A 12,682-nucleotide genomic window follows, 5' to 3' on the forward strand; every position below is an offset into this window, starting at 1 on the left:
TGGTCAGTGTGGCAGGTCCTTCCTTACAGGACGACTCAGCTAAATTCAGAATCTTTGCATTTTCAGCCGTAAGGCTAGGGCGGCTATCCGCGACATAGCCGCTGCTGCTAACCTCGAAGGCATCGTGATGCCTTGGCCCTGAGCCAGCGAGAAGCGTCTTGCTACTGACGCACGGCGAGATCGTGACGTCTGTTGCCCAGGCCCCTGTGCCCTACCGAGTCGAGAAGGAGAGACGGGTGACCCGTAAAAAATGGATATTGCTGGCAGTGATCGCTCTCGCGGTTGTCGCCTTCTTCGCCACCGGCGCCAACGATGCCTTTACTCTGGAGGCCATCAAGTCGCAGCAAGCGCAGTTTCAGCAGTGGTTCCATGACGACCCATGGACCGTGGCGGGAGGCTTTTTCGCGATCTACGTACTGATGGCTGCCCTGTCGCTGCCAGGGGCGGGGTTGCTGACACTGCTGGCCGGTGCACTGTTTGGCTTCTGGGCTGGGCTGTTGCTGGTGTCGTTTGCCAGTTCTCTGGGCGCAACGTTGGCGGCACTGATTGCCCGGACGTTGCTGCGCCAGAGTCTGGAAGCGCGCTTTTCCCGGCAGCTCTCGCGGATCAATGCCGGCATTGATCGAGAGGGGCCTTTTTATCTCTTCACCCTGCGTCTTATCCCCATCTTTCCTTTCTTTGTGATCAACCTGGTGGTGGGGCTGACCCGGATGCGTCTGCCGACCTTCTACTGGGTCAGCCAGCTTGGCATGTTGCCGGGAACCGCCGTGTTCGTGAACGCCGGGCGGGAGCTCGGGGATCTGGATTCGTTGTCGGGGATTCTGTCGCCGGGTCTGGTGTTGTCGTTCGTGCTGATTGGCCTGTTCCCTTGGCTTGCCAAGGCGCTGGTGGGCGTGCTCAAGCGTCGTCGCCTGGCGTCAGCTTATCAGCGTCCAGCTCGCTTCGATCGCGACATCGTGGTCATCGGGGCGGGGTCTGCTGGCCTGGTAGCGAGCTATATCGCGGCGGCGGTGAAGGCCAAGGTGACACTGGTCGAACGCCATCGCATGGGTGGCGACTGTCTCAATACGGGCTGCGTTCCGTCCAAGGCACTGATCCGCGCCGCCCGGGCGGCGGAGGACATCCGTCGGGCGCCTGCCTATGGCGTAAGCGCTGGCGAGCCCCAGGTAGATTTCGCCGCGGTGATGGGGCATGTACACGGTGCCATCGCTGAGGTGGAGCCCCATGACAGCCCTGAGCGTTATCGGGGGCTTGGCGTGGATGTGGTCGAGGGGGAGGCACGGCTTCTTGACCCCTGGCGCGTGCAGGTGGGGGAGCAGGTGCTGACCACGCGGCATGTCATTATTGCCAGCGGCGCGCGGCCCAGGGTTCCGCCACTTCCGGGAATCGACGACATTGAGGTGTTGACGTCGGATAACCTGTGGCAGTTGACCTCGCTGCCCAAGCGACTGGTTGTGCTGGGGGGAGGCCCGATCGGCAGCGAGCTGGGGCAGAGTTTCGCTCGGCTGGGCAGTCAGGTCTCACTGGTCGAAATGGGGCCTCAGCTGCTGCCCCGTGAGGATTTGGATGTGGCGCGTGAAGCGGCAGCCGGGCTTGAAGCCAGCGGTGTGCACCTGTATCTGTCGACCCGAGCGCTCAAGGTGCTGGCAGGCGATAACGGCGAGCACCGTCTTGAGGTAGAGATCAACGACGGTGGAGAGACCCGTATTGAGCACTTGGCCTTTGACCAGCTGCTGGTGGCGGTGGGGCGCCAGGCGAACGTAGAGGGGCTGGGCCTCGAGGCGCTAGGCGTAGGCACTCGCGATGATGGCACCCTGGATGTGGACGGTGGTCTGCAGTCCATTCTGCCGAATGTCTGGGCGTGTGGTGATGTGGTCGGGCCTTTCCAGTTGACCCATGCCAGCGCCCACCAGGCGTGGCATGCCACCGTCAACGCGCTGTTCGGTGAATTCAAGCGATTCACGGTGAGCTACAAGGCACTGCCCGCCGTGACCTTCTGTGACCCTGAAGTGGCCAGGGTCGGTCTCAACGAGCGTGAGGCCGAGGAACAGGGCGTTGCCTTCGAGGTGACGCGCTATGAGCTGTCAGAACTGGACAGGGCCATCGCTGAAGGTGATACGACTGGCTTCGTCAAGGTGCTGACCGTACCTGGCAAGGACCGCATCCTTGGGGCAACCATAGTGGGTGCCGGAGCAGGAGAGATGCTGGCGGAATTCACTCTAGCGATGACGCGTGGCATCGGGCTCAACAAGCTGCTGGGGACCATTCACCCTTATCCGACCCACTCCGAAGCGGTCAAGGCGGCCGCTGGTGTCTGGAAGAATGCCCACAAGCCCGAACGTGTGCTTGGCTACCTTGAGCGTTACTTCCGCTGGCGTAGAGGTGGCGCCGAGGCGGATCAGGCCGCGTCATCCGGGGAGGCCGACGCGGTGACCAAGTCGGACGGCGCGACGCGAGCTGCCAACGATACCGCGGCCTAGTCCCTGACGAGCGAGTCACTCAAGAGTGCACGGCGGAGGTTTCCGCCGTGCGCCTTTTCACCCTTGATACCCTTCCTCTTACCGAGACTGATAATGCTAGATCGCTGGACCATGCCGAAAACCCAAGGGCCCCTGAAGCCTCTGGTCACACTGCTTCAGCGTGCCCAGGTACGCCCAGATCACGTGACCTTGGCAGGCTTCGCCATCGGCATGCTGGCGCTGCCGTTGCTGGCGATTCAGGCCTACGGTTGGGCGCTGCTGGCAATTGTCTTGAATCGTGTGGCAGACGGTCTCGATGGAGCTCTGGCGCGCCGCTTGGACATTGCGTCCGATGCGGGAGGTTTTCTTGATATCGGCCTCGACTTCGTTTTCTACGCGAGCGTCGTGCTGGGGTTTGCTCTGGCCGATAGCGAGCAGAATGCGCTGCCGGCGGCCTTGTTGCTGTTCGCTTTCATCGGCACGGGGACATCATTTCTGGCCTTCGCCATCATGGCGGCCCGACATGATCTGGAGCGTCCACGCTTTCAGCGCAAAGCCTTCTATTACCTCCACGGATTGACCGAGGGTACCGAAACCGTGCTGGCGTTGATCGCCTTTTGTCTGTGGCCCGGTCACTTCCCGACGTTGGCGGTCGTCTTTGCAGGGGCGTGTCTGCTGACGACGGCCACGCGACTCTGGGGCGGTTATCACACCCTGAAGGCGATCTCTTCCCCGTCATCGCCCAATCCCTGATCGCGCGTCGCCACTATTCCCGTAAAGGCAGGGCAGCGACAGGAAGGGGAGGCGACCTAAGGGGCAACCCTATCGTCACCATAGGGTGGCAACAGGGTAACGACTGGGTAGCGAAAGGGTAGCGAAAGGCTAACAACAGGCTAACAACAGGGCAGCGCTAACAGGCATTGAGCGCCAGCAGGGAGAAGACGCCAGCACGGGCCTTCTGCTGAGCAGTGCCCAGACATGCAAAAGGACAGCCTCAGCTGTCCTTTGCTGCCCTGTCAGGGCTAAGCCGATTCGCTGATCCTGGGATCTAGCGCTGGCTCAACATGCCGCGATGTCGCTGCGGGTAAAGCGCAGCAGCGCGGTGGTCGTGGCGAGCCTTAGTGCTCGTGGCCGCCTTCACCGTGCACGTGGCCGTGCTCGATTTCTTCCTGGCTAGCCTCACGAACTTCGGCGATTTCCACGTCGAAGTTCAGGTTTTGGCCTGCCAGCGGATGGTTGCCGTCAACGGTAACCGTATCGCCTTCCACCTGGGTCACGGTGACCATCAGCGGACCGCCCTGGGTCTGGGCTTGGAACTGCATGCCCGGCTCGATGCTCTCGACGCCCTGGAAGGCATCGCGCGGCACTTCCTGGACCAGTTGCTCCTGGACCTCACCGTAACCTTCGGCGGGAGCGACCTTAGCGTTGACCTTGTCGCCTGCGGCCTTGCCTTCGAGTTCCTTTTCCAGACCCGGAATAATGTTGCCGGCGCCGTGGAGGTAGGTCAGCGGCTCGCGGCCTTCCGAGCTGTCCAGCACTTCACCTGCGTCATTGGTCAGGGTGTAGTGGAACGCGACAACGGAATTCTGCGCAATTTGCATTGATGAACCTTTGGTGAGTGCGTGTGAGGACGCATGGTAACGCGACGGTGCGGGGGCTGTCAGGGGAATGGGACATTTTTCACCTTACGTGGTCATATCCTGAGCAGGATTCACGCGGGTGCCCACCCATGGTGCTGTTGCGCAGTGCCGATGGTGGGGATACCCTCAGGGGAGATTTTTCATCCTGCCTTCCACGCTGTTTTTGCGGAGCTACGATATGACATCGCTACTTATCTGGGTGCTGGCCTTTGCGGTATTGCTGGCGGTTATGATCAAGTCCTGGGAGAAAGGGCTTGGGTGCGTGCTCGACGGGCTGTTGCCGTCGGTACTGCGCAGCGACGACGATCGCTGGATCTGGTGCCCGGCCCTGGCGGTTCTGGGCGCTACCTTTATCGTCTTCCCCGTCGATATGCTGATGACCCTGCTGGTGATTGGCGTCATTGCTCTGGTGGCCTGCAAGCTGGGCTGCTGGGTCATGGGCAAGGTGCACTGACCCAGTTCTGTGACGCCCTGACGGCGGAAGGGGCGTTAGGCTGTCGATGGTGAAGTGCCTGCCAAGCGCACGCGAGATACACAAACACCCCATAGCGACGCTATGGGGTGTTTGCATGTTGGCTTGGTCTAATGGCGGGAGGAGGCCATCTCAAGCATGTCGGCTCAGTAAGGAGCAACGCTCTGGCGTGAACCACTGCCAATCAAGCGGACGCGCTGACCGACCTGGAAGGCCTGATCTGCTTTCTGCACGATGACGACGGTCTGGCCAGTGTCCTTGCGAATCTCCATCTCCCAGGCATCGGTGCGGTTGACGCCTTTTTCGATTTGGTTACCTGCGACTGCACCGCCGATGGCGCCCGCGGCAGTGGCGATGGTGCGTCCGGAGCCTCCGCCGACCTGGTTGCCGAGAAGACCACCGATGATGGCACCCCCGCCGGTGCCGAGAATGCCACTGGCAGCGCTGTCGCCTTGAATCTGCACGCGGCGCAGGGCGGTGATGGTGCCGACCTGAACATTCTGGGCTGTCTGCGCCTGATTGCCTGAGTAAACGTTGCCGGAGTATTGGTTGGTGGCAGTACAGCCTGCCAGCGTCAGAGCGCTGATGGCGAGGACGGGCAGCAGTGTAATCTTCATGGGTGTTCTCCTTGAATGCAGTTGCGTCTCAGCAGGGCGTCCTGCCCGGGATGGTGGCGTAGCCCTTGGCTTGCGAAACGCTGTTCGATAATAGTCTAGTGCCTCATTAGAAGCTATCACAGGGTTTTGGTTCCCGCTTCCCGGGCCACTCCCGACGCTTGTTGGGCCGACAGCGCCCCAGCGGTGACTCGCCGTCGGTAAGGTAATGTCGCAGTGCTGGCGCTTTCCTGACAACAAGAGTGTGCTGGCGCGCCTGTCCTTGGCTAGCGTTGATGCAAGGAGATGTTGATGCAAGGAGCTCTGTGCAGCGCATCTCAAGCAGCAGGGAGACGAAAGGGCACTGAAAATGTTCGCCGGTGACACGTCCGCCGGTGTGTCCGCCCAGACGAGTGCGCCCCGAACCGCCACTTGGCAGTCCGGGGCGCCGCAGCCCAATCTACCGCTTTTTAGCCGAACTGGTTCATGGTGTTGTCCTTGCCGCCAGCCTTGAGTGCGGCATCACCGTGGAAGAACTCCTTGTGGTCATCGCCAATGTTGGAGCCGGCCATGTCCTGATGCTTGACGGTGGCAATCCCCTCGCGAATTTCGCGACGCTGCACCCCGGCAACGTAGGCCAGCATCCCCTCGTCACCGAAGTAGCCCTTGGCCAGCGTGTCGGTGGACAGCGCGGCTGTGTGGTACGTCGGCAGCGTGATGAGATGGTGGAAGATACCGGCTTCCCGGGAGGCATCACGCTGGAAGTTGCGTGTCCACTCGTCAGCCAGCTGACCCAGCTCCGTTTCGTCGTAGCGCGCATTCATCAGGTCGGCGCGATCGTAGGCAGACACATCCTTGCCTTCGCTCTCCCAGGTGTCGAAGACCTGCTGGCGGAAGTTCAGCGTCCAGTTGAAGGACGGTGAATTGTTGTAGACCAGCTTGGCATTGGGCACCGCTTCGCGAATGCGGTTGACCATGCTGGCGATCTGCCCGACGTGGGGTTTCTCGGTCTCGATCCACAGCAGGTCGGCTCCGTTTTGCAGGCTGGTGATACAGTCCAGCACGACCCGGTCTTCACCGGTGCCGGGCTTGAACTGATACAAGCCGGACGCCAGTCGCTTGACCTTGACCAGTTTGCCGTTCTGCTTGATGACCACGTCGCCGTTGTCGATATCACTGGCAGAGGCAATCTCATCGCCATCCAGGAAGCTGTTGTACTGATCCCCAAGATCGCCAGGCTCCTGAGTGACTGCGATCTTCTGGGTCAGACCGGCACCGAGAGAGTCGGTTCGGGCCACGATGACACCATCATCGACGCCCAGTTCGAGGAAGGCGTAGCGCACGGCGTTGATCTTGGCGATGAAGTCCTCGTGGGGCACCGTGACCTTGCCGTCCTGATGTCCGCACTGCTTCTCGTCAGACACCTGGTTCTCGAGCTGAATGCAGCAGGCGCCTGCTTCAATCATCTTCTTGGCCAGCAGGTAGGTCGCTTCGGCGTTACCGAAACCGGCGTCGATATCGGCGATGATCGGCACCACGTGGGTCTGGTGGCTGTCGATCTGCTGGGTCAACTCCTCGACCTTGGCGTCGTCGCCGGCCTGTTGGGCGTCATCCAGGGCGCGGAAGAGGTGGTTGAGCTCCCAGGTGTCCGCTTGACGCAGGAAGGTGTAGAGCTCCTCGATGAGGGCGGCGACGCTGGTCTTTTCGTGCATGGACTGGTCGGGCAGAGGTCCGAATTCGCTGCGCAGGGCGGCGACCATCCAGCCGGACAGGTAAAGGTAACGACGATTGGTCGTGCCGAAGTGCTTCTTGATGGAGATCAGCTTCTGCTGGCCGATGAAGCCATGCCAGCAGCCCAGGGACTGGGTGTAGTTGGCGCTGTCGGCATCATAGGCGGCCATGTCTTCACGCATGATGGCGGCGGTGTAGCGAGCGATATCGAGGCCGGTGCGAAAGCGATTCTGTACGCGCATGCGGGCAGCGCTATGCGGGTCGATGTTGTCCCACTTGCCGCGTTGGGCTTCACGAAGCTGGGTCAGTGTCTTCAGTTCTTCACGAAAGGTCATGGTCTGGCCGTCCTGATGTTGTGATGAAGCGACTATCGCGGTGCCACATGCAGCACACTGCCTCTGTTCTCTCTGCCAGTCCTGTCGTTGCCCAGTGCTGGCATCGGTGTCGTGCTGATTCAGTGCCATGCAGCAGAAGTGCTGTCCGCCTTATGCTGCATCTGCGAAGTGTAGTCGTATTTTTCGACCCAGCCAGTGAACGATACTGCAGCCGTGGTCCCGTTTCGGCGCGGCGGATCAGGATGACTACAAAGTAGGCGAGTTACCTTCCTGTAGCGGCCCTTCGTCCGCGCCATGGAACAGACTATGGCCCAGCAGCATGAGGGTTTGCTATTGGTACTTGGGGTAATACAACGTTGTAGTCCGACTACAGGAATGCGTCATTGCGAGTTATTCCTGTAGTCGAATTTCCTGAGGTGTCAGGGTGGGGAAGGGATCAGGTGGCAAGCGTTAATGTCATGTTGCGATGCGGTATTCCGGCATCGAGGAAGACCTCGCCTTCCGCGACAAAGCCAAGGGCTTCATAGAAGCCAAGCGCCTGTGTCTGGGCGGCGAGCTCGACCTGGCTGAAGCGTTGTTCGCGTGCGGCATCAATGGCTGCTCGCATCAGGGCAACGCCAACGCCAAGTCCGCGGGCTTCGGCCAGGACGGCAACGCGACCGATGTGGCCGTCCGGCAGCAACCGGGCAGTCCCCAGCGCCTGCTCACCGCGGATGGCCAGAAAATGCAGGCATTGTGGGTCTCGACCGTCCCATTCCTCCTCCAGGGGAACGTTCTGCTCGATAACGAATACGCGGTGGCGAATCTCGCTGGCAGCCTCGCCAAGCTGCTCCCAGCCTCCGTGCTGTATGGTGACCTCAGTCATGGTCCTCCTCCTCGTCCCATTCGTCGTCTGTGACAGGCCAGCCCAGGCTACCGGCGTCCACCAGCTTGACCAGTACCCGCGGGGCATCGGAATGATCCAGCAGGCTGGCATCGAACTCGTTACGGCCTGCGATGTCTTGCGCCAACGCCAGATCGCATTCGATACCGTCGCCGTCGGCGAACAAGGTTGCTCGGTCGGCGCTGATGGCATGCCAGGCAAAGCGCGAGCCAGGCGCGGTGACCAGGATGTCGCCTTCCTGTAGTGCAGTGACAAGCTCATCCTCAGGGGTGGGCGTGTCGCTGGGGGCGAGCTGGTCGACATACTTGGGCTGGGTCATCACCCGGCCAAACCATTGTGCCAGCTGAGCGGGGTCGTCAATGGTGTCGAGAATCAGCGCTCGCATGCGCTCCAGCGCGGCGCTGTCGAGCTCTCCAGGATCCGTGGACGGTGGCATGCCGGCATCGCTGTAGCGCTTGGACGCTGGCTGCTGCTCACCCAGGTAGTCGGCAAAGGAGGTGATCGCTTCATCGGCAGACGGGGCTCGAAAGCCGACGGAATAGGTCATGCAGTCATCCGACTGGCTGACCCCATGATGCGCCCAGCCCGGGGGCAGGTAGAGCATATCACCGGGTTCCAGTACCCAATCGTGGTCGGGGTCGATGTCGAATGTCTCGAGGATGCGTAGATCGATGCCCTTGATGATCGGTGCATCGTCCGCCACCTTGCCACCCAGCTGCCAATGCCGTTGACCACTGCCCTGGACAAGAAACACGTCGTACTGGTCGACGTGGGGCCCCACGCTCCCGCCGGGAGGGGCATAGCTGACCATGATGTCGTCCAGTCTCCAGCGTGGCAGGAAAGAAAACTCTTCCAGCAACGCCGCGACGTCCGGCACATAGTGGTCGACCGCCTGCACCAGCAGGGTCCAATCCTGTTCCGGCAAGCGTGCGAAGGTACTGTCATCGAAGGGGCCGTGGCTGACCTGCCAGGCACCCTCGGGGCCCTGTTCTTCTACCAGACGCGCCTCGACATTGTCTTCACAGGCTAGTCCTGCCAACTCATCGGGAGACAGGGGGTTGTCGAAGTCAGGGAAGGCGCCACGAATCAGCAGTGGCGCCTTCTGCCAGTAGTCCCGGAGAAAATCGGCGGCTGACAGGCCGCCGAGCAGGGTAAGAGGGGTATCGGCTGACATGATGATTCCTGATGATGGTGAGAAGCGGCTCGCTGGGCAGTCGAGCATGTGATGAGTGCAAGGGCAAGGACTGAATACGCCTCACCCCACCATAGGGTGGGGTGAGAACGGGTCTGACAGCTGCCGCGAGCACAGCAACGTCGCGAACAGACGCTGCGTGAGGCCGCAGCCGGGTCAGTGGCGAGGCAGCGCCTGGGCCTGTGCCACGGCATTGCCGATGTAGCTGCCTGGGGTCAGTTGCTTGAGCTCTGCCTTGACGGCTTCCGGTAGCTCGAGGCCGTCGATGAAGGCGGCGAAACCGGCCTGATCGATGCGCTTGCCGCGGGTCAGTTCCTTGAGCTTTTCGTAGGGCTTTTCAATGCCGTAACGACGCATGACGGTCTGAATCGGCTCCGCCAGCACTTCCCAGCTGGCGTCGAGATCTTCTGCCAGGCGCTGGGGGTTGGCTTCCAGCTTGCTGATGCCCTTGAGCGACGCCTGGTAGGCAATCAGGCCATAGGCCAGACCGACGCCGAGGTTTCTCAGCACGGTGGAGTCCGTCAGGTCCCGCTGCCAGCGGGAGATCGGCAGTTTCTGGGCCAGGTGAGCAAGAATGGCATTGGCCAGGCCCAGGTTGCCTTCGGAATTCTCGAAGTCGATCGGGTTGACCTTGTGGGGCATGGTCGAGGAGCCAATCTCGCCGGCCACGGTGCGCTGCTTGAAGTAGCCCAGCGAGATGTAGCCCCAGACATCACGGTCGAAGTCGATCAGGATGGTGTTGAATCGGCAGACCGCATCGAACAGCTCGGCGATATAGTCGTGAGGCTCGATCTGGGTGGTGTACGGGTTGAAGGTCAGACCCAGGCCTTCGACAAAGGTGCGAGCATTGGCCTCCCAGTCGATGTCCGGGTAGGTCGCCAGGTGAGCGTTGTAGTTGCCGACCGCACCGTTGATCTTGCCCAGCACCTCGGCGCTTTCGATCTGCTTGAGCTGGCGACGCAGACGGTAGGCCACGTTGGCCATTTCCTTGCCCAGCGTCGTGGGGCTGGCGGTCTGGCCGTGGGTGCGCGAGAGCATCGGCACTTCAGCGTGCTCGGCTGCCAGTCGTGCAACCTCGTCGGCCACCTGGCGCATGGTGGGCAGCAGGCTGTCCAGGCCATCGCGCAGCATTACCCCGTAGGACAGGTTGTTGATGTCCTCGCTGGTACAGGCGAAGTGCACGAACTCGGTGACGGCATGCAGCTCTGCGTTGTCGGCGATCGCTTCCTTGATCCAGTACTCCACCGCTTTCACATCGTGGTTGGTGGTGCGTTCGATGTCCTTGATGCGTGAAGCGTCTGCTTCGCTGAAGTTCTTTACCAGGCCGTCCAGGAAGGCGGTGGCTGCGGCCGACAATTCCGGCACCTCGGTGATCTGGGGGTGAGCGGCGAGGCGCTCGAGCCAACGGATCTCGACGGTGACGCGGGCACGAATCAGGCCAAATTCGCTGAAATGCTCGCGTAGGGATTCGGCCTTGCTGCCGTAGCGGCCGTCGACGGGGGAGAGGGCGGTCAGTGCGGAGAGTTGCATGGTGTGGTTCCGGTGGGGTAGGTACAGGGTAGAGTGTCGAAGCGATATCGTTATAGCGAGTCCAGGGCACGCTTGAGGCTGCCTCGCTGGAAGACCAGCTTCCAGCGTCGCCCGCCCTGCTGGTGCCACAGCAGGCCGAAGCGGATGCCGGACAGCAGGCACGCCCGCACTCGCTCGGGCATCATTCGGCTCTGCAGCAGGGAGGGGTCGCCCTGGACCACGATGCGGTTCTTGAAGGTCGACAGGGTCTGCTGGTAGGCCTCGCCGAGGCTAGCCACCACGTTTTCGTGGGTGGGGCCGAAGTGTTCGGCCTGGCCCTGAATGCGGGTCAGGTGAGCGCCGAGCTCATCCATCATGGCGGGCTGGTTGCGCAGCTTGTTCATCAGCAGCATCAGGCTGAAGCCGTAGCGCATCACCACCGGATTGGCCTGCCGGCGACCCAGGACGCCGTCCAGCGTCTCCAGGCCCAGCCGCAGGTTGTTCGGGTGTCCACCGTAGATCGATTCGAAGGTGGGAGGGTTGGTCACCAGGGTGGCGTTGATCTGAGTGTCCCAGGCGCGACTGTCCACTTGGCCGGTGCGGGCAAGGTCATCCACCAGATGAGCCGCCTGGAACACGCCCGCCATGGCAATGGCCTGGCGGGCAGCCGGGGATTCCGGCGCGCGGTGAATAGGTACCGAATCGGTCATGCCGCGCGCTCCTTGGCGTTCCAGGTGTGTCGGATGACGCCGCCACCGAGGCAGACATCTCCGTCGTAGATGACCAGTGACTGGCCGGGTGTCACGGCGCGTTGAGGCTCATCGAAGTACACCTCGACACCGCCGTCTGCCATGCTGGTCAGCGTGCAGGGCACGTCCTCCTGACGGTAGCGCGTCTTGGCAGTGAAGCGACCCTGCTGGCAGGGAGCGTGACCGGCTACCCAGTCCATGGCTTCAGTGGCCAGGCTGTCGGTGTAGAGCAGAGAGTGATGCTTGCCTTGCACGGCCACCAGGACATTACGCTCCAGATCCTTGCCAGCCACGTACCAGGGGTCCTCGGAGTAGTTGGCGAGGCCGCCGATACCGAGCCCCTGACGCTGTCCCAGGGTGTAGTACATCAGTCCCATATGTTCGCCGATGTCGTCACCATCAGGTGTCTCGATGCGGCCGGGCTGAGCCGGAAGATACTGCTTGAGGAAATCGCTGAAGCGTCGTTCGCCGATGAAGCAGATGCCCGTGGAGTCCTTCTTCCTGGCGGTGACCAGACCGTGGCGCTCGGCAATGGCACGAACTTCCGGCTTTTCGATCTCGCCCACAGGGAACAGCGTGCGGGCGATGGCCGCTTCCGGCACCGCGTGCAGAAAATAGCTCTGGTCCTTGTTGCCATCCAGGCCCTTCAGCAGGCGAGGACGGCCATCGCGCTCACCGCGGCGGACATAGTGGCCGGTGGCGATCATCTCGGCTCCCAGCATCTCTGCGTAATCAAGGAACACCTTGAACTTGATCTCGCGGTTGCACAGGATATCCGGATTCGGCGTGCGGCCAGCCTTGTACTCTGCCAGGAAGTGCTCGAACACATTGTCCCAGTATTCAGCGGCAAAATTGGCGGTATGCAGGGGGATGTCGAGTTTTTCGCACACGGCCTGGGCGTCCGCCAGATCCTCCATGGCGGTGCAGTATTCGGTGCCGTCGTCCTCGTCCCAGTTCTTCATGAACAGACCTTCTACCTGATATCCCTGTTCGATCAGGCGCAGTGCGGAAACGGAGGAATCGACTCCGCCGGACATGCCGACGATGACTTTGCCGTTGGACGCTGACATAACAACTCTCGGGGTGGTGGTGCAGGGGCGGAGATTATACACGAAATGC

11 protein-coding genes are annotated in these 12,682 nt (G+C 61.5%); 3 read left to right on the top strand and 8 right to left on the bottom strand.

Annotated features, from left to right (window positions below):
- Positions 1 to 236 precede the first annotated feature (236 nt).
- Positions 237 to 2,480: an FAD-dependent oxidoreductase gene (locus KUW18_RS18365; protein WP_222562066.1), complete on the top strand. Its 2,244-nt coding sequence runs from the start codon at positions 237 to 239 to the stop codon at positions 2,478 to 2,480.
- Between the two features lie 93 nt (positions 2,481 to 2,573).
- Positions 2,574 to 3,212 (top strand): CDP-alcohol phosphatidyltransferase family protein, encoded by a 639-nt coding sequence (locus KUW18_RS18370; protein ID WP_222562067.1) that lies wholly within the window; start codon positions 2,574 to 2,576, stop codon positions 3,210 to 3,212.
- A 365-nt stretch (positions 3,213 to 3,577) separates the two neighbouring features.
- Here KUW18_RS18370 and KUW18_RS18375 read toward each other — a convergent pair whose 3' ends face one another.
- Positions 3,578 to 4,060: a peptidylprolyl isomerase gene (locus tag KUW18_RS18375; RefSeq protein WP_045992921.1), complete on the bottom strand. Its 483-nt coding sequence runs from the start codon at positions 4,058 to 4,060 to the stop codon at positions 3,578 to 3,580.
- A gap of 217 nt (positions 4,061 to 4,277) precedes the next feature.
- Here KUW18_RS18375 and KUW18_RS18380 point away from each other — a divergent pair, with 217 nt between their 5' ends.
- Positions 4,278 to 4,553: a hypothetical protein gene (locus KUW18_RS18380; RefSeq protein WP_222562068.1), complete on the top strand. Its 276-nt coding sequence runs from the start codon at positions 4,278 to 4,280 to the stop codon at positions 4,551 to 4,553.
- A 164-nt stretch (positions 4,554 to 4,717) separates the two neighbouring features.
- Here KUW18_RS18380 and KUW18_RS18385 read toward each other — a convergent pair whose 3' ends face one another.
- The 7 genes from KUW18_RS18385 to mnmA form a co-directional block, all read right to left on the bottom strand.
- Positions 4,718 to 5,188 (bottom strand): glycine zipper 2TM domain-containing protein, encoded by a 471-nt coding sequence (locus tag KUW18_RS18385; protein WP_222164235.1) that lies wholly within the window; start codon positions 5,186 to 5,188, stop codon positions 4,718 to 4,720.
- A gap of 446 nt (positions 5,189 to 5,634) precedes the next feature.
- Positions 5,635 to 7,230 carry an isocitrate lyase gene (locus tag KUW18_RS18390; protein WP_222562069.1) on the bottom strand — a complete coding sequence of 532 codons (1,596 nt, stop codon included), beginning with the start codon at positions 7,228 to 7,230 and terminating at the stop codon, positions 5,635 to 5,637.
- Between the two features lie 436 nt (positions 7,231 to 7,666).
- A complete protein-coding gene (locus KUW18_RS18395; RefSeq protein ID WP_206944377.1) occupies positions 7,667 to 8,095 on the bottom strand; it encodes a GNAT family N-acetyltransferase in 429 nt (142 codons plus the stop codon).
- The gene (locus KUW18_RS18400) at positions 8,088 to 9,287 is read right to left on the bottom strand and encodes a cupin domain-containing protein (RefSeq protein WP_222562070.1); all 1,200 of its coding nucleotides are present in this window, start codon (positions 9,285 to 9,287) and stop codon (positions 8,088 to 8,090) included. The genes KUW18_RS18395 and KUW18_RS18400 overlap by 8 nt, the downstream gene beginning before the upstream one ends.
- A 174-nt stretch (positions 9,288 to 9,461) precedes the next feature.
- Positions 9,462 to 10,835, bottom strand: coding sequence for an adenylosuccinate lyase (gene purB, locus KUW18_RS18405; RefSeq protein ID WP_222164233.1), 1,374 nt, complete (start codon positions 10,833 to 10,835; stop codon positions 9,462 to 9,464).
- A 50-nt stretch (positions 10,836 to 10,885) separates the two neighbouring features.
- Positions 10,886 to 11,524 (bottom strand): high frequency lysogenization protein HflD, encoded by a 639-nt coding sequence (gene hflD / locus KUW18_RS18410; protein WP_206944372.1) that lies wholly within the window; start codon positions 11,522 to 11,524, stop codon positions 10,886 to 10,888.
- Positions 11,521 to 12,633: a tRNA 2-thiouridine(34) synthase MnmA gene (mnmA, locus tag KUW18_RS18415; protein ID WP_206944370.1), complete on the bottom strand. Its 1,113-nt coding sequence runs from the start codon at positions 12,631 to 12,633 to the stop codon at positions 11,521 to 11,523. The genes hflD and mnmA overlap by 4 nt, the downstream gene beginning before the upstream one ends.
- Between the last annotated feature and the right edge of the window lie 49 nt (positions 12,634 to 12,682).

Source organism: Halomonas sp. DP5Y7-2, from assembly GCF_019802025.1.
Classification (GTDB): domain Bacteria; phylum Pseudomonadota; class Gammaproteobacteria; order Pseudomonadales; family Halomonadaceae; genus Halomonas; species Halomonas litopenaei_A.

Excerpts from the sequence above, each read along its gene's own strand:
- KUW18_RS18370 (WP_222562067.1), top strand. The coding sequence starts at position 2,574 with ATGCTAGATCGCTGGACCATGCCGAAAACCCAAGGGCCCCTGAAGCCT.
- KUW18_RS18375 (WP_045992921.1), bottom strand. The coding sequence starts at position 4,060 with ATGCAAATTGCGCAGAATTCCGTTGTCGCGTTCCACTACACCCTGACC.
- KUW18_RS18380 (WP_222562068.1), top strand. The coding sequence starts at position 4,278 with ATGACATCGCTACTTATCTGGGTGCTGGCCTTTGCGGTATTGCTGGCG.
- KUW18_RS18385 (WP_222164235.1), bottom strand. The coding sequence starts at position 5,188 with ATGAAGATTACACTGCTGCCCGTCCTCGCCATCAGCGCTCTGACGCTG.
- KUW18_RS18390 (WP_222562069.1), bottom strand. The coding sequence starts at position 7,230 with ATGACCTTTCGTGAAGAACTGAAGACACTGACCCAGCTTCGTGAAGCC.
- KUW18_RS18395 (WP_206944377.1), bottom strand. The coding sequence starts at position 8,095 with ATGACTGAGGTCACCATACAGCACGGAGGCTGGGAGCAGCTTGGCGAG.
- KUW18_RS18400 (WP_222562070.1), bottom strand. The coding sequence starts at position 9,287 with ATGTCAGCCGATACCCCTCTTACCCTGCTCGGCGGCCTGTCAGCCGCC.
- purB (WP_222164233.1), bottom strand. The coding sequence starts at position 10,835 with ATGCAACTCTCCGCACTGACCGCCCTCTCCCCCGTCGACGGCCGCTAC.
- hflD (WP_206944372.1), bottom strand. The coding sequence starts at position 11,524 with ATGACCGATTCGGTACCTATTCACCGCGCGCCGGAATCCCCGGCTGCC.
- mnmA (WP_206944370.1), bottom strand. The coding sequence starts at position 12,633 with ATGTCAGCGTCCAACGGCAAAGTCATCGTCGGCATGTCCGGCGGAGTC.